At 55.7% G+C, this 24,811-nt stretch carries 13 protein-coding genes; 12 read left to right on the top strand and 1 reads right to left on the bottom strand.

Annotation, left to right across the window (positions count from 1 at the left end; translation table 11 throughout):
• Positions 1 to 4: 4 nt before the first annotated feature.
• From BM030_RS07690 to BM030_RS07660, 7 genes are read left to right on the top strand one after another with little or no spacing between them, the layout of a single operon-like run.
• Positions 5 to 3,130 carry a DUF6298 domain-containing protein gene (locus BM030_RS07690; RefSeq protein ID WP_090972891.1) on the top strand — a complete coding sequence of 1,042 codons (3,126 nt, stop codon included), beginning with the start codon at positions 5 to 7 and terminating at the stop codon, positions 3,128 to 3,130.
• The gene (locus BM030_RS07685) at positions 3,109 to 4,065 is read left to right on the top strand and encodes a glycoside hydrolase family 43 protein (protein ID WP_090972889.1); all 957 of its coding nucleotides are present in this window, start codon (positions 3,109 to 3,111) and stop codon (positions 4,063 to 4,065) included. The genes BM030_RS07690 and BM030_RS07685 overlap by 22 nt, the downstream gene beginning before the upstream one ends.
• The gene (locus BM030_RS07680) at positions 4,062 to 5,915 is read left to right on the top strand and encodes an exo-alpha-sialidase (protein WP_244518777.1); all 1,854 of its coding nucleotides are present in this window, start codon (positions 4,062 to 4,064) and stop codon (positions 5,913 to 5,915) included. The genes BM030_RS07685 and BM030_RS07680 overlap by 4 nt, the downstream gene beginning before the upstream one ends.
• Complete coding sequence (locus BM030_RS07675) at positions 5,912 to 8,671, top strand: alpha-L-rhamnosidase (RefSeq protein WP_244518775.1); 2,760 nt, start codon at positions 5,912 to 5,914, stop codon at positions 8,669 to 8,671. The genes BM030_RS07680 and BM030_RS07675 overlap by 4 nt, the downstream gene beginning before the upstream one ends.
• Before the next feature lie 11 nt (positions 8,672 to 8,682).
• The gene (locus BM030_RS07670; RefSeq protein ID WP_244518773.1) at positions 8,683 to 9,846 is read left to right on the top strand and encodes a sialidase family protein; all 1,164 of its coding nucleotides are present in this window, start codon (positions 8,683 to 8,685) and stop codon (positions 9,844 to 9,846) included.
• 11 nt (positions 9,847 to 9,857) lie between these two features.
• The gene (locus tag BM030_RS07665; protein ID WP_090972887.1) at positions 9,858 to 10,754 is read left to right on the top strand and encodes a sugar phosphate isomerase/epimerase family protein; all 897 of its coding nucleotides are present in this window, start codon (positions 9,858 to 9,860) and stop codon (positions 10,752 to 10,754) included.
• Positions 10,747 to 12,285 carry a glycoside hydrolase family 28 protein gene (locus BM030_RS07660; protein WP_090972885.1) on the top strand — a complete coding sequence of 513 codons (1,539 nt, stop codon included), beginning with the start codon at positions 10,747 to 10,749 and terminating at the stop codon, positions 12,283 to 12,285. The genes BM030_RS07665 and BM030_RS07660 overlap by 8 nt, the downstream gene beginning before the upstream one ends.
• On the opposite strand, the gene BM030_RS07655 is transcribed toward BM030_RS07660, so the two are convergent.
• Positions 12,278 to 13,057: an IclR family transcriptional regulator gene (locus BM030_RS07655; protein WP_090972883.1), complete on the bottom strand. Its 780-nt coding sequence runs from the start codon at positions 13,055 to 13,057 to the stop codon at positions 12,278 to 12,280. The genes BM030_RS07660 and BM030_RS07655 overlap by 8 nt on opposite strands.
• A gap of 169 nt (positions 13,058 to 13,226) precedes the next feature.
• Between BM030_RS07655 and BM030_RS07650 the strand changes: the two genes are divergently transcribed.
• Genes BM030_RS07650 through BM030_RS07630 form a run of 5 tightly spaced genes read left to right on the top strand, consistent with a single transcriptional unit; the run spans position 13,227 to position 24,789 of the window.
• On the top strand, positions 13,227 to 16,007 hold the full coding sequence (locus BM030_RS07650) for a family 78 glycoside hydrolase catalytic domain (protein ID WP_244518771.1): 2,781 nt from the start codon (positions 13,227 to 13,229) through the stop codon (positions 16,005 to 16,007).
• The gene (locus BM030_RS07645) at positions 16,004 to 17,122 is read left to right on the top strand and encodes a glycoside hydrolase family protein (RefSeq protein WP_090972879.1); all 1,119 of its coding nucleotides are present in this window, start codon (positions 16,004 to 16,006) and stop codon (positions 17,120 to 17,122) included. Before BM030_RS07650 ends, BM030_RS07645 begins: the two co-directional genes overlap by 4 nt.
• Positions 17,109 to 19,562, top strand: a complete 2,454-nt coding sequence (gene galB, locus BM030_RS07640) for a beta-galactosidase GalB (protein ID WP_090972877.1) — start codon at positions 17,109 to 17,111, stop codon at positions 19,560 to 19,562. Before BM030_RS07645 ends, galB begins: the two co-directional genes overlap by 14 nt.
• Positions 19,563 to 19,586: 24 nt before the next feature.
• Positions 19,587 to 21,629, top strand: coding sequence for an aceric acid hydrolase (locus BM030_RS07635; protein ID WP_090972874.1), 2,043 nt, complete (start codon positions 19,587 to 19,589; stop codon positions 21,627 to 21,629).
• 58 nt (positions 21,630 to 21,687) lie between these two features.
• On the top strand, positions 21,688 to 24,789 hold the full coding sequence (locus tag BM030_RS07630) for a SusC/RagA family TonB-linked outer membrane protein (RefSeq protein ID WP_090972872.1): 3,102 nt from the start codon (positions 21,688 to 21,690) through the stop codon (positions 24,787 to 24,789).
• The last annotated feature ends 22 nt before the right edge of the window (positions 24,790 to 24,811 follow it).

Here is a 24,811-nt window from a genome sequence, read left to right as displayed (position 1 = left end):
ATACATGGCTAACTATCGGTTTGTTGGTTTGCTGCTTAGCGTTGCCGGATTAATTTCTGGCAATGCTTTGCTCTTTTGGGGGTTTACCCAGGAAAGGGCTGAAGGCCGGCCGTTGCTCGTTGCCGAAACAGGGGCGCTGCACTACCGGCCGGATTCGCTGGGTAACCGTATACCGGATTTTTCCTACGCCGGCTACCGGGCGGGGGAGCTGCCGATACCTGCGGTGCCTGCGAAGGTCCATGTGCCGCTTATGGCTGGCGGAGCGGACGCTACGGCCGCTATCCAGCATGCAATTAACTATGTCAGTTCCCTGCCGGTCGATATCGATGGGTTCCGCGGAGCGGTATTGCTGGATCGCGGTGTATACCGTGTGGCAGGCAGTCTGCGGATACAGGCTTCCGGTGTGGTGCTGCGGGGCAGCGGCATGCACGACGGCGGAACGGTTTTGTTGGGCGTGGGGGGCAGTCGGGAGGCACTCATTGACGTTGCCGGTGAAAATGACCGTACCGATGCCGGCAAACGGCTCCGTATCACCGATGCCTATGTTCCCGTCAATGCCCTCGAGCTGGCTGTCGAAGAACCGCACCTGTTGCGACCAGGCGACCGGATTTCCGTTTGCCGGCCCGCCTCGGCGGAGTGGATTGCGCAGCTGGGCATGGAACGGTTCGGCGGCGACAACAACTGGCTGGGCTGGCGGCCGGGTGAGCATGACATCACATGGGACAGGCAGGTGGTAGCCGTGGAGGGCAGAAGAATACGCATCGATGCGCCGATTACCACGGCTATTGATGAGCAGCTCGGCGGCGGCTACGTTGCCCCCTACCGGTGGCCGGGGCGGCTAACGCAGATAGGTATCGAAAACCTCATCTGCCTGTCGGAATATGATACATCCAATCCGAAGGACGAAAACCACCGGTGGATAGCCATCCGGATGGAACACGTAATAGATGCTTGGGTGAGGCAAGTGACGTTCCGGCATTTTGCGGGTTCAGCGGTGTTTTTACCGGAGACGGCCAGGCGCATTACCGTGGAAGACTGCAAGTCGTTACAGCCGGTATCGGAAGTTGCTGCCTACCGGCGGAATACTTTTTTTACGGCCGGACAGCAGACGCTATTCCAGCGGCTCTACGCGGAATATGGTTATCACGATTTTGCCGTCGGTTACGGGGCAGCCGGTCCCAACGTGTTCGTGCAGTGCGAGTCGCACCTGCCCTTCCATTACAGCGGGGCTATAGGAAGCTGGGCATCCGGCGTGCTGCTGGACGGCGTTACGGTAGATGGCCATCGGCTCGGTTTCCCCAATCGCGGGCCTGAAGCACAAGGAACCGGATGGACGGGAGCGAACAGTGTGATCTGGAATTGCAGTGCCGCCCAAATAGATTGCGACCGGCCACCTGGGGCCAGCAACTGGGCTTTCGGTACATGGGGGCGCTATGCAGGTAACGGCGAATGGTACGAGTCGGACACCCATGTACGGCCGCGCAGCCTGTACTACGCCCAACTGGCCGAGCGTATAGGGGAGGCTGCCCGGGAACGCAGTTTCCTGTTGCCGTTCAGTGGAGAGGCTTCCAGCAGTCCATCGCCGGCGGTGGCCGCCGCGCTGACGGCAGAAGCGTACGCCCCGCCGCTCTCGCTGGCCGCCTGGATTGACAGCGCTGCGGTGTTACGCCCCGTGGCTGCTCCGGTTGCACGGGATATGCGGAACGCGACATTACCTTCCGCCGGAGATGCATCGGCGCAACAGACCATTGCCAAGCCGCTGGTGTTACGCAACGGCTGGCTCGCCGTTGGCGGACAGGTGGCTGCGGGCAGAAGGCACCACGTGATGTGGTGGCGGGGGAGCCTCCGGAAGCCGGAAGTGGCCAAAGCAACCCCTCACATCACCCGGTTCGTACCGGGGCGCACCGGAACAGGATACACTGACGACCTCCGTGAGGTCGTCCAATGGATGGAACGGGAACATTGGATAGCGATAGAACACAACTACGGGTTGTGGTACGATCGGCGGCGCGACGACCACCAGCGGGTGCGCCGCATGGATGCCGACGCATGGGCACCGTTCTATGAGCTGCCGTTTGCCCGTAGCGGCAAAGGTACGGCTTGGGACGGCCTCAGTCAATACGATCTTACCCAATATAATACCTGGTACTGGAGCAGGCTCCAAGAATTTGCCGGCCTGGCTACTTGCTCTGGGCGGCTGCTCATCCACCAGCATTATTTCCAGCATAACGTGTTGGAAGCAGGGGCGCATTATGCCGACTTTCCGTGGCGCGCCGCCAACAACGTGAATCAGGTGGGATTTCCGGAGCCCCCCCATTACGCAGGTGACAAACGTATCTTCATGGATGCCCAGTTCTATGACGTGTCGCATCCGGTACGCCGGGAGCTTCACAGGGCATACATCCGGCAATGTCTGGACAACTTCAGGGGGCAGCCCAATGTGCTGCATGCTGTCGGTGCGGAGTATACCGGACCGCTGGCGTTTATGCAGTTTTGGATCGATGTGATCCGCGAATGGGCGGTCGAGACCGGATGGAGGCCGATGGTGGTATTGAGTGCCACCAAAGATGTGCAGGATGCTATACTGGCCGACAGCGAACGGGCAGCCGTGGTAGACGTGATTGATATCCGCTACTGGCATTACCGGGCAGACGGCAGTTTGTATGCCCCTAAAGGGGGGATGCACCTGGCTCCACGCCAGCATGCGCGGCTGGAAAATCCGGGGAAGCTGTCGGCAGCATCGGTTTACCGTGCCGTGGCGGAATACCGGGAGGCGTTCCCCGGAAAAGCCGTCATCTTCTCGGCAGGCAACCATGAGAGCATGGGCTGGCCTGCTCTTCTGGCGGGGGCATCGTTGGTGAACCTCCCTTCCAGCTTACCCGAAGGTTTCCTGGCGGCCGTAGCGGAAATGGAGCCCGACCCGCAGCGGCAAGGCACAATGGTGCTCGCAGACGGCAGGGGGAGCTACGTGGCCTATGTGGGCAGAGGGGATGAGGTGCCGGTTAACCTGGGGAACGGCCCGGTACGTGTGCATTGGATATCCCCGGAAGACGGAACGACAACAGTTACGCCGGATTTGGTTAAACCGGACAATCGAGACTGGATGATATGGATAAACAGAAAATATTGATTGCTGGCCTCTTGCTGTTTGCCGCTCTCATCGATGGCTGCACGGAACAGGCTGGAAAGGACACGGAGGCGGTTTATTTTTTTACCTCATTCCGCGAGCCGGCGACGGACGGTATGCGGCTGCTGTACAGCCACGATGGACTAAGGTGGGATACCCTCGGCGGCGTTTTCATCCGTCCGGGGATAGGCGACCAGCGCATCATGCGCGACCCCTCCGTCGTGCGGGGGCCTGACGGCACATTCCACCTGGTGTGGACTACCGGATGGAGGGGCACTAAAGGTTTCGGCTATGCTTCGTCCAAAGATTTAATCCGTTGGAGCAACCAGCGCAGCATCGATGTGATGGCCCATGAACCGACCACCGTGAACGTATGGGCGCCGGAGCTGTTCTACGACGATGAAGCGGATCGGTTTATCATCATCTGGGCGTCAACTGTCCCCTACCGGTTTGAAAAGGGGATGGAAGAGGAGGACAACAACCACCGGATGTACTATACCACCACCAAGGATTTTAAAACGTTTACCGGAACGAAGTTGTTCCTTGATCCCGGCTTCAGTGTCATCGATGCCGTTATTACGAAGCGGGAGAAGGCCGATTATGTATTGGTGCTGAAAGACAACACACGGCCCAACCGGAACCTGCGGGTGGCTTTCGCTGACAATCCGCTGGGGCCGTACACCGAGGTGGGCGAACCGTTTACCGGACACCTAACGGAAGGGCCTACCGTGTTGAAACGCGGCGATGACTGGTATATTTATTTCGATGCATACCGCACGCACACGTACGGCGCGGTGAAGACGCGCGACTTCGTTCACTTTACGGATGCGACCGAAGAAATCAGCGTGCCGCGGGGGCATAAACACGGAACCATCTTTGCCGGTACGCAGGCAGACTTGCAACGGATACAGGACTTTTTAAAACGCAACGGAGGATGAAAAAACGCGATATGCTGAACGGGTTATGCTTGGCAGCGGGGCTGCTGTGGGGCGCGGATTGTCATGCGCAGCGGGATACCGTGCGCTATATCGATTCTGTGTTGGCCAATGTGGAAGAGCATCACGGGCAGTTGCGGCTTGCCGTCGGTGTACATAATATCCAGGTGCTCCGCGCAAACCGTGAACGGCCTGACTTGGCTGAGGGGTATGGGTGGACGTACAACCACGCGCCGATGTTGGCGTACTGGAACGGACACTTTTACCTGCAGCATCTGGCCGACCCCGTGGGAGAGCACATTCCCCCCAGCCAGACGTACATTTCTTCTTCGGCCGATGGTTATCATTGGTCGACCCCCCAAGTGGTATTTCCGCCTTACCGCATTCCGGACGGGTATACCAAGAAAGGACATCCCGGAGTGGCAAAAGACCTTGATGCGGTGATGCATCAACGGATGGGGTTCTTCGTTTCCCGATCGGGCCGCCTGTTTACGTTGGGTTATTACGGCATCGCGATGGATGAGAAAGACGACCCGAATGACGGAAACGGAATCGGCCGCGTGGTACGGGAAATCCGCAAAGATGGTAGCTACGGCCCTATCCACTTTATCCGTTATAATGCGTCATGGGATCCGGCACAGTCCAGTTATCCGTTTTACAAGGACAGTAAAGACACCGGCTTTGTGGCGGCATGTGAAGAGCTGTTGACAGATCCGCTGATGATGATGCAGTGGGTGGAGGAAGCCGACCGCGATGACCCGCTGATCCCGCTGAAGAAGCAATACAAGGCGTTCAGCTATTATCGCCTGCCCGGTGACCGGGTAGTGGGGCTCTGGAAACATGCCCTCACGGCCATTAGTGAAGATGGTGGTAGAACGTGGCCTGAAAACGCCGTGAGGGCACCCGGTTTCGTCAACAGCAACGCCAAAATCTGGGGGCAGCGCCTTTCCGACGGTTCATACGCCACGGTGTATAATCCCGCGGAATACCGCTGGCCCCTGGCGCTTTCGCTGAGCGCCGATGGCCTGAACTACCGCCGCCTGTTATTGGTAAATGGCGAAATCCCGCCCATGCGGTATGGCGGCAATTACAAGTCGTACGGCCCCCAGTACGTGCGGGGTATCTTGGAAGGTAACGGGGCACCGCCCGACGGCAACCTGTGGGTCACCTACAGCATGAATAAGGAAGACATCTGGGTGTCTAAAGTGCCTGTGCCGGTGACCGATCGCCCCGCGGGGCACGCGGATGACGGTTTTGCACAACTGGACGGAATCCAGCAGTTGGCGGCATGGAACATTTACAGCCCGCTCTGGGCTCCGGTGACCATCGGTCTGGACGACAGCGGCATGGGATACCTGCGCCTGGCCGACCGCGACCGTTACGATTATGCCAAAGCTGAGCGAGTAATCCCGCAATCGGAACAAGTGGCGGTGGAGTTTGCGGTTACCGCCGCGCAGCATACTTTCGGGCAGCTCGACTTCGAACTGGCTGAAGGTAGGGGCACTGCTTCCATACGGCTGACTTTTGACTCTACCGGCGTATTCCGTGCGAAGGCGGGCGCGCGCTACCGTAAAATCATGGACTACCGGGCAGGACAGCGCTATGTTGTACGCGTGGAGGCCGATGCCCGTAACCGCCTTTACACAGTGAGCGTAAACGGAAAGCCACTGTTTACCGGCATCGCATTTGCTCCGGTGCGCGCGTTCGAACGTGTGGCCTTCCGTACCGGCGGCGTCCGCCGCTTTCCCGATCCGGACACACCGGCCGATCAGACGTACGATCTGTCCGATGCAGGGGAGCCCCTGCCGGAGGCCTCATTCCGTATCGATTACCTGAAAACGGAGGGACGATGAAATTTATGATGATACAATGGCTGTTCGGATGGCTACTTCTCCTAGGGTATACGCTGCCTGCGCTGGGACAGGTGAAGGTGATCAACCTGCGGACAGAGTTGTTGTCTAACCCGCTGGGCATCGGTACGCGGTCCCCACGGCTGAGCTGGGAAATCAACAGTGAACGCCGGGGTGTTGAACAGCTGGCTTACCAGCTTTGCGTGGCGTCATCGCCGGAAAAGCTGGCGGCCGGGGATGCGGACCTCTGGGACAGCGGTAGGGTAGACAGCCGGCAGTCCGTCCATGTGGCGTATGCCGGGGCACCGTTGGTGAGCAGGCAGGACTGCTTCTGGAAGGTGCGGCTGTGGACCACCCAAGGGGAGACCGGCTGGAGCGAACCGGCTCATTGGAGTATGGGGCTGCTGGATTACGTGGACTGGCGGGGGCGGTGGATTGGGCTTGACCGGGCATTCCCGTGGGATCGCGAAGACCAGTTTAGCCGCCTGTCGGCACGGTATTTCCGCAAAGAGTTTGATGCCCGGCAAACCATCAAACAGGCCGTGCTGTACATCACCGGGCTCGGCCTTTATGAACTGTACCTGAACGGTGAACGCATAGGCGACCAGGTGCTGGCTCCTGTGCCGACCGATTACCTGAAGGATGTCAAGTACAACACCTTCGATGTAACGGCGCACCTCCGTGAAGGGCGGAACGCCATTGGCGTCATTTTAGGTAACGGACGGTATTATACCATGCGGCAAGCTTACAAACCGCATAAAATCAAAACATTCGGATACCCTAAGCTGCGCATGAATCTGTATGTGACCTATGCGGATGGCACAATGGAAACCGTCCATTCAGATGACTCCTGGAAGGTGACGCCGGACGGGCCGATACGCACCAATAACGAATATGATGGGGAGGAATACGATGCAACGAAGGAATTGGGTGCCTGGCATCAGCCCGGTTACGATGATACGGACTGGCTGCCGGCCATGCTGGTGCAGGAGCCCGGTGGTATGCCCACTGCCCAGATGAGCGAACACATGAAAGTAATGAAAACGCTGCAGCCCCGGTCGGTTAGCCGGTTAAACGACAGCGTTCACATCTTGGATATGGGGCAGAACATGACCGGCTGGATACAGCTCCGGGTGAAGGGGATACGCGGGCAGCGTATAAAACTGCGGTTCGCGGAATCGTTGCAGGACGACGGCTCGCTCTACCTGGCTAATCTCCGGGACGCCAAGGTTACCGATGTATATACGCTGAAAGGCTCGGGAACGGAAATCTGGGAACCCCGGTTTGTTTACCACGGCTTCCGTTTTGTGGAAGTAACAGGTTACCCCGGTGTGCCGGCTGCCGATGATTTTGTGGGCAAGGTGGTGTATGACGGCATTGCTACCACCGGCTCGTTCGAGACGTCCGACAGTACCATCAACCAGGTGTTTCGCAATGCATATTGGGGAATACTGGGCAACTACAAAGGGATGCCGGTGGACTGCCCACAGCGGAACGAGCGTCAGCCCTGGTTGGGTGACCGCACCACCGGGGCGTATGGTGAGAGTTTCGTGTTTGACAATGCCAAGCTGTATGCCAAATGGCTAGATGACATCCAGCAGGCGCAGACCACCGACGGCGGCATACCGGACGTGGCCCCGGCGTTCTGGCGTTACTACGGCGATAACGTAACCTGGCCCGGCACGTACTTGACCATTGCCGATATGCTGTATAATCAGTTCGGAGACTTCCGATCGTTGCAAAAGCACTATCCGTCCATGAAAAAGTGGATGGACTACATGCGGCGGAAATATACGCAAAACGGCATCATCACCAAAGATAAGTATGGCGACTGGTGTGTGCCGCCTGAGTCGCTTGAACTGATTCATTCCAGAGATTCCGCCCGCCGTACCGACGGACAGCTGATTGCAACGGCAACGTATTACCGTCTGCTGCAGCTGATGGACCGGTTCGCCCGGCTTACCGGCCATGACAGCGATACCATGGCTTACCAACAGTACCGCCGTGAGCTGAAGGCTGCATTCAACAGCCGGTTTTTCGATTCGGCAGCAGGCAGTTACAGTAACGGAACGGTCACCGCCAACCTGTTGCCGCTCTCGGTGGGGCTGGTGCCACAAGGGCGGGAGCAGGAGGTGTTTGCGCACATCGTCAGAAAAACCCTCGCGGAGTACGGCGGACACATAAGCACGGGCGTGGTCGGTACACAATGGCTGATGCGGGGACTGAGCCGCCACGGCCGGCCGGATGTAGCGTTCCGGCTGGCGACCAACCGGACGTATCCCAGTTGGGGGTACATGGTGGAAAACGGGGCAACAACCATCTGGGAACTATGGAACGGTAATACGGCCAATCCGGCGATGAACTCTCAGAACCACGTGATGCTGCTGGGCGACCTGCTGGTTTGGTATTACGAGCACCTCGCAGGCATCAAGGCCGCCGAACCGGCATTCGCACGTATCGTGATGAAACCCGAGGTTATCGATGGCCTGGACTTCGTCCACGCCACGCATCGGTCGCTTTTTGGAACCATAGGGAGCCACTGGAAGAAAGACAACGGCCGCTTCCTCTGGGAGGTTACTGTGCCGCCGAACACGCGTGCGGAAGTACATGTGCCGGCCGCAGGCCCGGCCGACGTGCTTGAAAGCGGACAACCGGCTTCAGGGGCCGAAGGCGTGACCTATCTAAAAACGCAAAACGGAAGAGCCATTTATCAGGTGCTTTCAGGCACATACCGGTTTGAGGGCACTTATCGAAATTAACGATGATGAAAATGAAACGTACGATAGTGGCATTGCTTGCAGTATACTTCACGGCAGCGGGCCTACAGGCGCAGGTACCAAACCCGTGGCGGAGCGGTATCCTGGTGGATGAATTTATTTATGAGCAGGCGTCGTTTCCTTCCTGCCATGCGGCCACCATTGCGGAGACGCCTCAGGGAATGGTCGTGGCATTTTTCGGGGGCACGCGTGAGCGGCATCCCGATGTGGAAATTTACGTATGCCGGCACGAAAACGGACGGTGGACAGCCCCGGTATCCGTGGCGGACGGTGTTGTCAACGACACGCTCCGGCTACCCACCTGGAACCCCGTGTTATACCAGGTGCCGGGCGGTGAGCTGCAGCTGTATTACAAAGTCGGGCCCAAGCCGTCGGCGTGGTGGGGTATGCTGAAAACCTCGTCCGACGGCGGCAGGACGTGGTCCACCGCGAGAAAACTCCCCGACGGCCATATCGGTCCGGTCAAGAACAAGCCGGTATTGCTGGCCAACGGCAGCCTACTGGCACCAAGCAGCACGGAAGGCAATGGCTGGCATATCCATCTGGAGGTTTCGGCCGACCGCGGGACAACCTGGAGGAAGGTAGGCCCACTCGACCGCGGTGCCGACACGCTGGACGCCATACAGCCCAGTATCCTCGACCATGGAAACGGCAAGCTTCAGTTGATTGCCAGAAGCCGTAACCGGGCGTTGGTACAGGCCTGGTCGGTCGATTACGGCGAACACTGGAGCCCGCTTGAAAAGTCGGCTTTGCCCAACAATAACTCGGGTACGGATGCCGTAACCATGCGGGATGGGCGGCATGTGTTGGTGTACAACCATGTGCTACCGCCCGGCGACCTAGCCAAAGGGCCCCGCACGCCGTTGAACCTCGCGGTTTCTGGCGACGGGAAAAGATGGCGCGCGGCATTGATTCTGGAGGATTCGCCCATTAGCCAGTATTCCTATCCGTCTGTTATCCAGGCGAGCGATGGCCTGTTGCACGTGGTCTATACCTGGCGGCGCGAACGTATCAAGCATGTGGTGATAGACCCGAAGCAATGGCGGCTGAAGCCGATACGCAATGGGAAATGGCCTAAGCGGGGTGGATATTCCGCTCCAGAACCCGCTACCGACGGCACGGCGCCGGAGCCGGGCGAGGAACGCAACAGGACGTAACGGAAATAAACATGACCAGAGCAGAATTTCTGAGATACAGTACGATAGCGGCACTGGGTGCCGCCGCCGCTCCATCGGCGTTTGTCGGCAAGGCATCGGTGCGACAGCCGGGTGACTACAAAATTGGACTCATTGACCTCATGCTGCTGAAGAGGCAGAAAATCAGCGCGCTTGATTTGACGGCCGAGTTGGGAGCCGACGGCGTTGAGGTGGATATGGGCGGACTGGGGCAGCGCGAGACATTTGACAACAAGCTGGCCGACCCGGCAATACGGCAGGCCTATCTGGACAAGGCCAACGCCCTGGGCATTGAAATCTGCTCCTTGGCGATGACCGGCTTCTACGCACAGTCGCTGGCCACGAGGCCGACCTATCAGCGGATGGCTGGCGACTGTATCGATACAATGCTAGCCATGGGAGTAAACGTTGCGTTCCTCCCGTTCGGCGTACAGGGCGATTTGGTCAGGAATCCCGAACTGAGGCCGGCACTGGTGAAACGGATGCAGATTATCGGCCGGATGGCGGAGCAGGCCGGAGTGGTTATTGGAATTGAAACGGCCTACGACGCCGCAGGCGAACGCCGTTTCCTGGCTGATGTCGGATCAAGCCATGTCAAAAGTTACTTCAACTTTTCGAACGCCTTGAAAAGCGGTCGGGACCTCCATCAGGAACTCCGCACGCTGGGGGCCGGAAATATTTGCCATATCCATTGTACGGATGAAGACGGCGTTTGGCTGGAACATAATACCCGGCTGGACATGCCTGCAGTGAAACGGACGCTCGACGGCATGGGCTGGAAGGGCTGGCTGGTCATTGAACGCTCGCGCGATGCCAACAATCCACGTGATGTGAAGGGGAATTACGGCGCTAACACGCGCTATATGAAACGTATTTTTCAGGATGGATGATCGTATTAATATCTTGATTGCTGGCCTGTTGCTGTGCTGCACCGCTTGCGTACCGCACGCTGATCCGGAGTCGGCATGGATGGCGGCTGTACCCCATAAGGCGAATGTCGGTGCTGCAAACCTGCCGGATACCATTGCGCCGGTGAATGCACCGTTTGCCATGCCCCGCTTCAGCACGCTGAAGTTTCCTGATTACGTTGTCACCGTTAATCCGGAAAACATACCTGCCGGAAAATTAGCCACAGGAACGATACAGGCTGCCATAGAAGACGTACACGCCAGGGGAGGCGGCAGGGTGGTGATACCTCAGGGACTATGGAAAACCGGGCGCATTATACTGAAAAGCCATGTCGAGCTTCATCTGGAAGAGGGATCAGTACTGCAATTCAGCGCTGATGTGCGCGACTACCACCCCGCTGTCTTTACCCGAAACGAAGGGATTGAGCTGTACTCGCTCGGCGCTTGCATTTACGCCCATGGACAGCAGCACATAGCCGTTACAGGCACCGGTAAGCTGGTGGGCCCGGGGCCGGGCACCGTACGGCAGCAGACCATGACGCACGATGTCATCGAGCGGGTCGTTCCGCTGGATAAACCGGTGGACCAGCGGGTTTACGAGGGGGACGGCGGAGGTACCATTTTTCCACCGGCAATGATATCGCCTATAGGATGTCGACAGGTTTATATCGAGGGCATTACGCTGGAACAGTCGGCATTCTGGAATGTGGTGCCGATCTACTGCAACGACGTAGTGATACGGGGTATTACAGTTAATTCCGTGGGAATACCGCGCGGTGACGGCATCGATGTTGAATCGTCACAAAACGTGCTGATAGAATATTGCACATTGAATGCGGGCGATGACTGCATCGCCATAAAAGCGGGCAGGGGTATCGACGGGCAGCGGGTAAACCGCCCATCAGAGAATGTCGTGGTACGGCACTGTCTCATGCACCAGGGGCATGGCGGCGTGACGGTTGGGAGTGAGACGGCGGGCATGGTGCGCAACCTGTATGTGCACGACTGCGTGTTTGAAGGCGCCGGTATCGGCATCCGGTTCAAGACGCGGCGACCGCGTGGCGGCGGCGGCGAAAGCCTCTACTACGAACGGATTAGGATGAACGTGGAACAAACCGCATTGCGATGGGACATGTTAGGCAGCGCACTCCATGTAGGCGAATTAGCCTCGGATACGCCGTTGCCAGTGACGCCGCTTACACCCCGGTTCAGCGACATCACAGTCAGACACGTCATCGTGGAGTCTGCCGCAGATTTCATGAAAGTGGACGGCATCCCTGAATCGCCGCTGACCGGCGTTTCCATAACCGCCTGCCGGGTGGCCAGTGATCGCTTCGTGCGGTTGAAGCATGCGGTGGACATTCAGCTGTCGGGTATCCATTTTGCCGGTAAGGATTCGACAGTCAACTTATATAGCTGTCGGAATATCGGCATAGAAAGGGTCGTAACAGGCTCCATGATGAGGCCTGCGGTGGTGTCAACCGGAAATTCCGATGGCATCCGGATTAAATAGCGGCACGTAATCCGAGCTGACCATGTATCTCCTGGATGCAATGCGTTAAGCCATCGACAATGCCGTCGTTCACCGCCGGTGTGTTTTCGTTATAAACTACCAGGCGCGATACGGTTAAGCATGCTATCGTACCGGATAAGCTGGTGCCGATAGGCACGGAAATATCAATGATGCCCCTAGCATAAGCGCTTTCCATTTTGTACGGGCCCTGTTTGCTAATGGCTGTAAGTTCTTTGACGAATTGTTGTTTGTTTTTCTTTGACAACTGCAGGTAATAAGGGTCATGTTCCAGCACGGCTTCCCTGACGTTATCTTCCAGGCAGCTTAACAAAAGCCTGCCGGAGGCCGTCTTGGAAACCGAGTAGAGATTACCCTCCTCAACAAGCAGTGCAATGGGGGCGGGGCTTTTTATGCTGGCAATTACCATGACCTGATTGTCGTAAAGAATGCTTAAATGGCAAGACTCTTTGTAAGTGTTGGCGAATTTGCGCATGGGGAGCAAGGCGGCCGATCGAAGCTCTTCAACAACGGAGTGCCGATGAGAGAGGTAGTACAGTTTCAATGACAGGCCGTACTTGCTTGATAACGGGTCGCGAGTGACATACCCTCGTAGTTCCAGGTTAACCAGCATCCGATATATCTCATTCGGAGTTTTATTCACTCCTGCTGCAATTTCGGTCTGAGATTGCGGGGTCGACTGTTTGGCCAGAAATTCAAGGATATCCAGCCCCTTTTCCAGGGCCGGTGCTTTGTATTTGTTTTCAGGAAGCATATTCAACGCCAATTATATGAGATATCCACTTACAAACATAAGCTTTGTTGTCATGTAACAAATAGAAAATTTTCAATTTATTTTTCATAAGTAAAAATTACATTTATATTTGAATTATTATTACCGATTTCAAATCGTCCGGGTGAGGAGAAGGGGTATTAAACCAATTATGATGAAATTCGATGAAAGCCGGTTATTCTTTTTCGTGGGCATGCTTGCTGGCCTGCTTACCAGCCCTTGCGATGCGGCGGAACCGCTGCGTGTTCACCGCTTGCGCGTGTTGGATAAACCTGATCCGTTGAATGTAAACGCACGCCCTTATTTCAGCTGGCAATTGGAAACCGATGTGCGGAACGTGGAACAGACCGCTTACCGTGTGCTGGTGACCAACGGCCGTGATACCCTTTGGGACTCCGGGAGGGTGCCGTCTGGCCAGTCCATACATGTGGCGTATGACGGGCGCCCGTTAACCGCGGCAAGCCATTACCAATGGCGGGTGGGGGTGTGGACTAACCTCGGGGACCGGCCGCTTTGGAGCGGGATGGCTTCGTTCCAGACCGGATTGTTTTCGGGTGCCGACTGGCATGGCGCGGCATGGATTGCGCTAGAAGAACTGGATGCCGATAAGGTAGACGCGCTCCCCGAAAGCACGAAAAAAGATACCTGGTTCGGAAACAATCGACTGCCCTTATTCCGGAAGCCTTTCGTTGTAGACGGTGAAATCGTACGGGCGAATCTGTTTATCAGCGGTTTAGGGCATTTTGAAGCGTTTATCAATGGAGCGCCTGTGAGTGACCATTTTCTGGATGCCGGTTGGGCCAAATACGACAAGGAAGCGCTGTATGTGGCCTTTGACGTAACCCCGCAACTGCGGCAAGGCGAAAATGCAATTGGCGTGATGCTGGGTAACGGTTTTTATTTTATCCCGCCGGTGAAGGGCCGCTTCCGGAAGCATAAAGTGGCCTATGGTTATCCAAAGATGATGTGCAACCTCATATTGGAATACGCTGACGGCCGGCGCGTTTCCGTGGTGAGCGATTCTACTTGGAAGACGGCTGCGGGTCCAATTACATTTTCCAGCCTCTACGGTGGAGAAGACTACGATGCGCGGCTGGCAGAGGCTGGATGGAATCAGCCGGGTTTTGATGACAGCCATTGGCAGCCAGTACTGGGCGTCAGCGGTCCCCCGGCACTGAACCCCCAGTTGGCCGAACCACTGAAGGTATTTGACCGGTTTAAACCCCGGTCGGTACGGCAGGCCGGTGACGGGTACTGGGTGTATGACTTAGGACAGAACGCCTCCGGAATCATCGAACTGGCAGTGCGCGGCAAAGCCGGGGATACCGTACGGGTGTATCCCGGAGAGTTGGTGGATGCTGACGGCCGTGTAACCCAGAAAGCGACCGGAGGGCCTTATTATTTCGAATATGTACTGGACGGTAACGGTACAGAAGTATGGCGGCCGCGGTTTACTTATTATGGATTCCGGTACCTGGAAGTCCGCGGCGGTGTGCCAGACGGGCAGGGCAATCCAGCTGATCGCCCGACGGTCGTCCGGCTGATAAGCCTGCATACCCGCAACGCAGCACCGGAAGTCGGCCACTTTTCTTGTTCGGATACGTTATTTAACCGAGTCCATGCCTTGATAGACTGGGCGATTCGCAGCAATATGGCCAGCGTGCTCACCGACTGCCCGCATCGGGAGAAGCTGGGATGGCTGGAGCAGGTTCATTTGATGGGAACGGCGATTCAGTATCGCTACGACTTTTCAAATCTCGTGCGCAAGACGGTAACCGATATGATGCATTCACAACTGGATAACGGCCTGGTTCCGGAAATAGCGCCAGAATATGTCAACTTCACGTGGGGCGGCGATATGTTCCGCGACTCGCCGGAATGGGGCAGCAGCAGCGTCATCGTACCCTGGTATCTCTATCGTTGGTATGGCGATGAGGCAGTTCTCCATCGGGCTTACCCGATGATGAAACGGTATCTGGCTTACCTGCAAGGCAGGGCGGACGGGCATATCCTAACGCACGGGCTTGGCGACTGGTATGATTTGGGACCCCATTCGCCGGGGGTATCACAGCTCACTCCGGCGGGGGTTACCGCTACGGCAATCTATTATTATGATCTCACTATCATCCGGAAGGTAGCCTTAATGCTTGGCGATACCGCCGCCGCGCGTGGCTATGCCCTGCAGGCTGATTCCGTGAAGGTGGCCTTCAACAAGCGGTTTTTCGATGCCGGGGCACATCAGTACGCCACCGGAAGCCAGACTGCGCAGGCGATGGCTTTGTATATGGATTTGGTGCCCCGTCAGCACCGGGCAGCGGTAATTGACCAACTCGTGTCCGATATCCGGCGGAACAATTACCGGCTTACGGCAGGTGATATCGGTCACCGTTACCTATTGCGGGTGCTGGAAGACGAAGGCTATGCCGACGTAATTTATGCGATGAACAACCGGGATGATGTTCCCGGTTACGGTTACCAGCTGGCCAAAGGGGCAACGGCGCTGACCGAGTCGTGGGCGGCGCTACCTAACGTGTCCAATAATCACCTAATGCTCGGACACCTGATGGAGTGGCTTTACAGCGGACTGGCGGGTATCCGGCAGGCGGAGGGATCTGTGGCGTATAAGCACCTCGTCATCCATCCGCAGCCGGTAGGGGATATGCAGCACGCCGAAGCGGCGTTCATGTCGCCCTATGGGGAAGTCCGTTCGGCCTGGCACCGCCAACCGGGGTATTTCCGGCTGGAGGTGGTTGTTCCGCCTAACTCGACCGGACTGATTAGCATTCCTGGACCGGAAACGGGTGTGCTTACCGAGGAAGGCCAGGCTTTGCAAGCAGCTGGCCTGGACTACCGTGGGTACGCCGATGGTCGGCACCTGGTTTCTGTGGGCTCCGGCACTTACTTGTTTGAACTGAAAAACGATAAACCATGAAGAACTTCGTTCGTAATCTACCGGCCGCGATACTGGGCTTATCCTGTTGTTGCTGCGCAAGCCGGACACAGCCGGTGCAAGTACCGCAGGCCACCATGGAGGCGATTTATGAAACGGTAAAAACACCTTATAAATATGGCTTGATAAAGGTAGCTGCTGATGATTCCAAAAAAATGGACTGCCCGAGTATTTTCCGCGCTGGAGGAAAATGGTATATGACTTATCTCGTATTTGATGGCCGGGGGTACGAAACGGTATTGGCTGAAAGTACGGACCTGCTCCACTGGCAAGACCTGGGCAACCTCCTGTCGTTTTCTGATAGCACCGGATGGGATGCTAACCAAAAAGCAGGATATATCGCCCTTCAAGACGAGGAATGGGGTGGCTCGTACGCGCTCAAGCGCTTCGACGGGAAATACTGGATGTCGTACTTCGGCGGCCCGGACCGCGGTTATGAGCAAGGTGACCTGTCCGTTGGTATTGCCTACACGGCGGGTGACCCGACCGTTCCGCATGAATGGATGCGCCTGACGGAACCGGTGTTGACCGCGCAGGATCCGGACGTTCGCTGGTGGGAAAACCGGAAGTTATTTAAGAGTTCCGTAATCTGGGACAAGGCGGAAACAACGGGGTATCCGTTTGTCATGTTTTACAATGCCAATGGGGACTCCGCACAGAACAATATCAAAACCCGGTGGTATGAGCGTATCGGTATGGCCGTGTCTGACGACATGATACACTGGAAACGATTCGGCGCAGACCCCGTGATGCATCATCCGAAAGGCATAACGGGCGATGCCGTAATTCAACGGATAGACAATGTGTGGGTCATGTTTTACTTCGGCGCATTCTGGGAAAATAAGGACGGCGCATTTAACAGGTTTGCTTGCTCCTATGATTTGGTGAACTGGACCGACTGGCACGGCGACGACCTGATAGCGCCCTCAGAACCTTATGACAGCAAATTTGCCCACAAGTCGTTCGTGCTGAAGCATGACGGGGTGGTCTACCATTTTTACTGCGCGGTGAATGACCGTGACCAACGGGGTATCGCGCTGGCAACGTCACATGATATTGGAAAAAGTAAACTGGCTTTTGCAGATGACGAGTTATAATGCCATAATCACCTGGGGGTGGCTGGTAGCCGTTGTACTGACGGCGAATTGCCGGCCGGTTGGCGTCACGGCGGTGCCGAAGGATGACGACCGGACGGAATTTAACGTGGGATGGAAATTTCAGCTCGGCGACGATTCCCTTGCCATGGCTCCCGGCTACGACGATGCGGACTGGCGGGTGCTGGACCTGCCGCACGACTGGAGCATCGAGGGAAGCTTCAGTGCCGATCATCCCGCAGGCAATGCGGGAGGCGCACTTCCGGGTGGCATCGGCTGGTACCGGAAGCGGTTTGATGTGCCGGAAAATGCCGAAGGCCGTATGCTCTATATTGATTTTGACGGCATTTACAGGAACAGTGAAGTGTGGATTAACGGCCATTACCTCGGTAAGAGGCCCTATGGGTATAGTGCCTTTCGTTATGATTTAACACCTTACCTCTTTAGCCGCGGGGAACCCAACGTCATTGCTGTGCGGGTAGATAACAGCGCGCAGCCCAATTCGCGCTGGTACTCCGGCTCGGGTATTTACCGGAATGTGCATCTGGTGGCCCGCCATCCGGTCGGTGTGGCGCATTGGGGAGCTTTTGTCACCACACCGCGCATTACCGATGAGCACGCGCTGGTTATACAGCATACGGAATTGGAGAACCTGACCGGAGAGCCGCAACAACTGACAGTCGTGCTATCGGTATTCGATAACCAGGGCCAGGCCGTGGGGAGCGTGGAGAGGGATTTCCAGTTGGCAGACAGCATGGGCGTGTTGGATTTGCTGCTGGAGGTACCAAACCCGAAGCGGTGGTCAGTCGACAGTCCGGTGTTGTATCATGCCGTCACCACGGTAAAACAGGGGAATAAGGTGCTCGACCGGCATGTGGAACGCTTTGGTATCCGGGAATTCCGATTTGATGTGCAGGGCGGGTTTTCGCTTAATGGGGTGCCTACACGCCTGCATGGTGTTTGCATGCACCACGATTTGGGGGCGCTCGGCGCCGCGGTAAACCGCCGGGCGATGGAGCGCCAGCTGGAAATCCTGCGGACAATGGGGGCCAACGCCATCCGTATCTCGCATAACCCGCCTGCGAAAGAGTTTCTCGAACTATGCGATGAGAAGGGTTTTCTCGTCGTGAACGAAGCATTTGACATGTGGCGCAAGCGCAAAACCAAATTTGATTACCATATTGACTTTGACGCGTGGCACGAGCGCGACCTGCGCGACCTGGTAAGACGTGACCGCAACCATCCCTCCGTTATTCTCTGGAGCATCGGCAACGAAATCCGAGAGCAGTTTGACAGTACCGGCATAACCATCACCCGCGATTTGGTGAATATTGTTAAATCCGAAGATACGACCCGACCCGTAACCGCCGCACTGACCGAGACCGAATACGGAAAAAATTTCATTGCACAGGCAGAAGTACTGGATGTATTGGGTTTTAACTACAAATATGCCGACTATCCCCGCTTGCCAACCAGCTTTCCGGGCAGGCCGCTCTATGCTTCGGAAACCACATCGGCACTCCAGACCCGCGGCCATTACGAGCCCGAGCATGATACGCTCCGCTTCTGGCCCGCCAGCGGGGCCCAGAAATATGTGGAAAACGGCAATCCAGACTATACCGTTTCTGCCTACGACCATGTGGCGGCTTACTGGGGTACTCGTCATGAAACCGCCTGGAGTGCAGTAAAAAGCGCGGATTACCTCGCCGGGCTGTTTGTATGGACGGGATTTGATTACCTCGGTGAACCGGTTCCCTATCCCTTTCCGGCACGCAGCTCGTATTACGGTATTGTGGATTTGGCGGGCTTCCCGAAAGATGTGTATTACATGTACCAGAGTGAGTGGACGGATGAGCCGGTGCTGCACATCTTCCCCCACTGGAACTGGAATGCCGGGGATACGGTTGCGGTATGGGCATATTACAACAACGCCGATGAAGTGGAACTGCTGTTAAACGGTAAATCGCTTGGCAGCCGCCGGAAAGAAGATGGAGCCCTGCACGTTGCCTGGGATGTACCCTTTGAGCCCGGACAGGTGAAAGCCATCTCACGGAAATCGGGCCAGGTTGTGCTGGAGCGCACGGTTAATACGGCGGGCCCGCCAGCAAGCATCCGGTTGACAGCCGACCGGAATACCGTACGTGCCGATGGCCAGGATCTTTCCTTCGTAACGGTGGAGGTAATCGACAAAGAAGGCAACCTGGTACCCGATGCGGCTCTCCTGATTCATTTCAGTGTGGACGGCCCGGGAGAGGTGGCAGCCGTAGACAATGGTTACCAGGCCAGTCTTGAACCGTTTCAGGATACCAAACGGAAAACATTTAATGGTAAATGCCTGGTGATAATACGGCCGGGTACCAAAAGCGGGGTTGCGACGGTGCGGGCGCACGCTGAAGGATTAGCTGATGCTACGGTTGGCGTCAAGATGATAGTGAAACGATAACCAGCAAAAACGTAGGGAGAAGCAATGACAGGGATACAACGCAAATTGATAAGTGGATGCCTACTCGCATCGTTAGGAGGAGCAGCAGCACCGGCGGTGGCGCAAGACAACGGGCTGGTCAACACGCGCCGCAGTCCCCACGCGAAACTATATACGGTGGATATGGACGCCGTGAAATGGACCGAAGGTTTTTGGGCCGAACGGTTTTCTGTATGTGCGGAAACGATGGTGCCCCGCCTCTGGGATACGTATACCGACGCCCGCATCAGTCATGCCTTTCGCAATTTCGAGATTGCGGCCGGTCTCAAAGACGGGCAACACAAGGGTCCCTCGTTCCACGATGGAGACTTTTACAAAACGATGGAAGCGGTTTGTGCGCTATATGCCACCACCCGCGATCCGAAACTGATGCAGTGGCTTGATGAGGTTATACCCGTCATCGAAAAATGCCAGCGTGCCGATGGTTATATCTATACCAAGGCAACCATCGATGAACGCAGGACAGGTATGAAAACCGAGTTTCAGGATCGGTTGAGTTTCGAAGCATACAACATCGGCCACCTGATGACGGCGGCCTGCATTCATCACCGAGCCACGGGGAAAAGGGATTTATTGAATGTCGCTGTCAAAGCGGCTGACTACCTGTACGGATTTTACAAACAATCAAACCCAACGTTGGCAAGAAATGCGATCTGTCCGTCGCATTACATGGGAACCGTTGAATTGTACCGGACAACGAAAGATCCCAAATACCTGGAGCTTGCCGTGCATCTTATTGATATTAAAGGCGAGATTGAAGACGGGACCGACGATAATCAGGATCGCGTACCCTTCCGCCAGCAAGACAAGGCCATAGGCCATGCCGTACGGGCCACCTACCTGTATGCCGGGGTCGCGGACCTTTATGCAGAAACGGGCGACACCACGCTGTTGAATCGTTTGTACGCCATCTGGGACGACCTGGTTTCGCACAAATTATACATTACCGGAGGATGTGGAGCACTGTATGATGGGGTATCGCCTGACGGAACATCTTATAATCCTGACACGGTACAGAAAGTCCATCAAGCATTCGGCCGGGACTACCAACTGCCCAATTTTACGGCGCATAACGAAACGTGTGCTAATATCGGCAATGTTTTATGGAACTGGCGCATGTTATTGCTTACCGGCGATGCGAAGTATGCCGATATCATGGAACTTACACTTTACAACAGCGTGCTGTCTGGTGTCAGTTTAGCCGGTGACGGGTTTCTCTATACCAATCCGCTGAGTTACTCCGGGCGGCTGCCCTTCAGACAGCGCTGGTCTAAGAAACGGATTCCTTACATCGCATTGTCAAATTGCTGTCCGCCGAATACGGTGCGCACTGTTGCTGAAGCGGCCAATTATGCCTATAGCCTATCGGCCGATGGTATATGGTTCAATTTGTATGGAGGAAGTACGCTGGAAACGTCGCTGGATGCAGGAACGGTGAGACTTACGCAAACCACGGCATATCCCTGGCAGGGGCGTGTTCAGGTTGCGGTGGAGGAAGCACCGGCAGCAGCAGTCAGTTTTTTCCTGCGGATACCGGGATGGTGTGAAAACGCCCGTCTATTGGTCAACGGAGCGCCTGTAACTATTGAGCTGCACTCTGGCAGCTACGCCGAGGTAAAGCGGCGATGGCACCGTGGCGACCGTATAACGCTGGAGCTCGATATGCCGGTGGAGATGATGGAAGCCCACCCATTTGTTGAGGAAACCCGTAATCAGGTGGCGGTAAAACGAGGGCCGTTGGTCTACTGCCTTGAGGCAGCCGGTCTTCCGGACGGCGTGGACGTGTTTGACGTAGCCATACCAGCGGCAGCCTCTTTTGAACCGACGGACACTTTGATTGGCCGTACACCGGTGGTGACCTTGCGGACGACAGCCGTAAAGCAGGGCGGGGGTACATGGAGTGGCTTATACCGGCCCTTAAGCCGTGGGACGGCAACACCCGTGTCCGTCAGTCTGATACCTTATTATGCGTGGGGAAACCGCGATTTCGGCGACATGTCGGTATGGCTCCCGGCGTGGCGGGAGTAGCAGGAAAGATTGGGGTTTTTCGTTTGGTAATCAGTTTTTTAACCAATATAAATAGATTATGTATATGAAACCCAAATGGACATTTTTGACGGTATGTCTCTTGCTGGCAGCGGAGGCATACCTGTTTGCGCAAGAGACGGTCTCGGGCCGCGTACTTAGCGCAGCTGACCGACAGCCGCTGGCCGGAGTCAGCGTAAAAGTACAGGGGACTACGATCAGCACGGCCACCGATGATGATGGGCGCTTTAAGGTTGAGATCCCCGACCGGAACGAAGTGGTGCTGGAGGTATCCTATCTGGGGTACCACACCCGTGAAGTGCGGGTGGCAGCCGGGGGTACGGTGGACGTGCTACTGGAGGCTACGGCATCGGCCCTGGATGAAGTGGTGGTGGTTGGTTACGGCACGGTAAGGAGGCGGGATCTGACCGGGGCGGTTTCTTCCGTAAAGGCGGAGGAAATAGCCTTTGCACCGGTAGCGAATCCCATAGAGGCTATCCAGGGCCGGGTGGCTGGCCTAGACATCGCCCGGGAATCAGGAAGGGCGACGTCCGGTTCCAGTATATTGCTGCGGGGAAACCGGTCGCTTACAGCAGGAAGCACCCCGCTGTATATCATCGATGGTATACCCGGAAATATAACCAACCTGAATCCCAATGATATTGAAAGCATCGATGTACTGAAGGACGCTTCGTCTACGGCAATATACGGATCTGCCGGTGCCAATGGTGTTATCATCATCACCACGAAGCAGGCCAAAGAGGGTCAGGTAAACATCGATTTCGATGCCTATTTAGGGGTAAATTCGAACGGTAGATACCCATCAGCCCTGCGGGGAGATGCCTGGCTCACCTACTTGCAGGAAAGTTTCCGCTCAACGAACGGGCGGACACCGGAAAACCGGGATGAACTGCTGACAGCCTGGAGCCTGAATCCCGAACAGATTAACCAATATATCGATAATGGCCAATGGATAGATTGGGTTGACGAAACCTTACATACAGGCGTGCAGCAGAACTATATGCTCTCCGTAAGGGGCGGAACCGAAAAAACCAAAGGATTTTTCTCATTGGGATATAATTCTACACAGGGGATATACCAAAATGATTTGGCCAAACTCTATACGATGCGTGGAGGGGTGGAGAATAAAATCAATCATTGGATATCCGGCACCATCAATACCGGCCTGACCTGGAGAGACAATGAGACCAGGCCCAGTCGGGTAAACAGGACGTTCAGTACCATTCCGGTGGGCGAAGTGTATGACCCACAAGGGAACATCAATGTATATCCTATAGCAGGGCTTACCGCGCCGAGCCTCATTGCGGATGATATCCCGAATACCTTACGTAATAATTCAAAGAACTTGGTGCTCACCGTTAATCCGCAGATAGATCTGAACATCATGGAAGGGTTGACGTTCCGATCGATTTTGGGAACCACCCTGACGTCTTCGCGGACAGGAATATTCAACAGCGACCGTACCTATATGATGCTGGCGGGAAGCGCGCCCCAAGTGCGGAATGCTACATACCAAACCGCGCTGGGTTACAGTTACATCTGGGAAAATATCGCCAATTACCAAACCACGTTAGGTGAAGATCATAACCTTGATGCGACGCTCGTTTCGTCATGGGCACACAACCAGAGTGAATCATCTTCGGCTTACAACGAAGCATTTCTGTATGACGAGTTTATCTTCTATAGTTTGCAGGCCGGTACCAATCCTTATGCAAGTTCAGGTTATACCATGACCAAGCGCATGTCTTTTGTAGGCCGGTTAAACTATGGCTACAAAGGGAAATATCTGTTGTCGTTAACCAATCGCACAGACGGTGTATCCCAGCTTGCCCGCCGTTGGGATTCGTTCCTTGCCGGTGCGGCAGCATGGCGGATCAGTGACGAGGCGTTTATGGACGGTGCGCGCCATGTGGTCAGCAATATGAAATTACGTACATCATACGGCGTTTCCGGCAATTCCAACATTGACGCCTATTCTACCCTGACGGAAGTGACCAGCACCGGCTTGGATGCCATCAACCTGGGCGGTGGACTGTTACCAACCAGTGTGCTTACCCAGGCTGTCGGCAATCCTGCGCTCACTTGGGAAAAATCATATAACCTGAATATCGGGTTGGATTTAGGGTTGTTTGACGACCGGCTCGAAGCCGTGGTAGAATGGTACGATACCGAGACGCGAGGTGTATTGTTTGCCAGGAATTTGCCGTTTTCAAGTGGTGGGTTTACGCCTAAAATACCCTATCAGATGACCGCTAATTTGGCGAGGATGCATAACCGCGGGGTAGAGGTGACGCTGATGGCATCCCCTGTACGAAACAGCAACTTCCGGTGGAATTCTACACTGACGTTTGCCCATAATAAAGAACAAGTGAAGTCAATCGACTTGGGCAGCGGGACAACCGTGGATGACTTGATTTCACTTGGTTTGTTCATGGGACATCCAAGCAACACCGTCTTCGGATACAAAAAGCTGGGCATCTGGCAACAGGGGGAGGAGGCCGATGCCGCTGTTTTCGGTTTAAGTCCGGGAGATGTGAAAGTGCAATCCAACCTCACAAAGGTGCGCGACGGTGTGTGGGTAGATCACACCGCTGAAACCCCGGTGGAATATACCGCGGACAACCCGTATACCATTTCGCCGGCTGACCGCGTGATCATCGGGCAGGGCAGTCCAAAATGGACGGCAGGCTGGCAGAACTCCTGGTATTGGAAAGGTTTTGACCTGAATATATTCGCCATTGCACGTTGGGGGCATTACCTGAATTCAGCCCTATTGGGGCATTTTGCTTATGGACGGGTTAATCTCCCATCCAATTATAGCTACTGGACGCCCGAAAACCCCACCAATGACTATCCCCGCCCATATTTAAACCGGGCGGCCAATCATTCGAACCCCGTATTAGGCCTGAATGAAGTGGATGGATCCTTCATCAAGATTAAAAACATTACCCTAGGGTATGCCCTGCCGGACGGGTTGGGCCGGCGCTTGGGCTTGTCAAGGTGCCGGGTCTATGCAACGATGCACAACCCGCTGATTTATACGAGGAGCCATTTGTTGAAAGGGATGGATCCCGAAACCGGCGCAGACGATGAGTTTCCATTGTACCGGCAGATGGTCTTCGGTATCAATCTGTCGTTTTAATTCATATATGCTTTGATCACAG

Origin of the sequence: Parapedobacter composti (assembly GCF_900112315.1) — a bacterium.
GTDB lineage: Bacteria > Bacteroidota > Bacteroidia > Sphingobacteriales > Sphingobacteriaceae > Parapedobacter > Parapedobacter composti.
Note: the sequence above shows the minus strand (reverse complement) of the source record. Positions and strands in the feature narration are given on the sequence as shown.

What these genes read in the sequence shown, in the direction of transcription:
- BM030_RS07690 (WP_090972891.1), top strand. Translation starts at nt 5, where the DNA reads ATGGCTAACTATCGGTTTGTTGGTTTGCTGCTTAGCGTTGCCGGATTA.
- BM030_RS07685 (WP_090972889.1), top strand. Translation starts at nt 3,109, where the DNA reads ATGGATAAACAGAAAATATTGATTGCTGGCCTCTTGCTGTTTGCCGCT.
- BM030_RS07680 (WP_244518777.1), top strand. Translation starts at nt 4,062, where the DNA reads ATGAAAAAACGCGATATGCTGAACGGGTTATGCTTGGCAGCGGGGCTG.
- BM030_RS07675 (WP_244518775.1), top strand. Translation starts at nt 5,912, where the DNA reads ATGAAATTTATGATGATACAATGGCTGTTCGGATGGCTACTTCTCCTA.
- BM030_RS07670 (WP_244518773.1), top strand. Translation starts at nt 8,683, where the DNA reads ATGAAACGTACGATAGTGGCATTGCTTGCAGTATACTTCACGGCAGCG.
- BM030_RS07665 (WP_090972887.1), top strand. Translation starts at nt 9,858, where the DNA reads ATGACCAGAGCAGAATTTCTGAGATACAGTACGATAGCGGCACTGGGT.
- BM030_RS07660 (WP_090972885.1), top strand. Translation starts at nt 10,747, where the DNA reads ATGGATGATCGTATTAATATCTTGATTGCTGGCCTGTTGCTGTGCTGC.
- BM030_RS07655 (WP_090972883.1), bottom strand. Translation starts at nt 13,057, where the DNA reads ATGCTTCCTGAAAACAAATACAAAGCACCGGCCCTGGAAAAGGGGCTG.
- BM030_RS07650 (WP_244518771.1), top strand. Translation starts at nt 13,227, where the DNA reads ATGATGAAATTCGATGAAAGCCGGTTATTCTTTTTCGTGGGCATGCTT.
- BM030_RS07645 (WP_090972879.1), top strand. Translation starts at nt 16,004, where the DNA reads ATGAAGAACTTCGTTCGTAATCTACCGGCCGCGATACTGGGCTTATCC.
- galB (WP_090972877.1), top strand. Translation starts at nt 17,109, where the DNA reads ATGACGAGTTATAATGCCATAATCACCTGGGGGTGGCTGGTAGCCGTT.
- BM030_RS07635 (WP_090972874.1), top strand. Translation starts at nt 19,587, where the DNA reads ATGACAGGGATACAACGCAAATTGATAAGTGGATGCCTACTCGCATCG.
- BM030_RS07630 (WP_090972872.1), top strand. Translation starts at nt 21,688, where the DNA reads ATGTATATGAAACCCAAATGGACATTTTTGACGGTATGTCTCTTGCTG.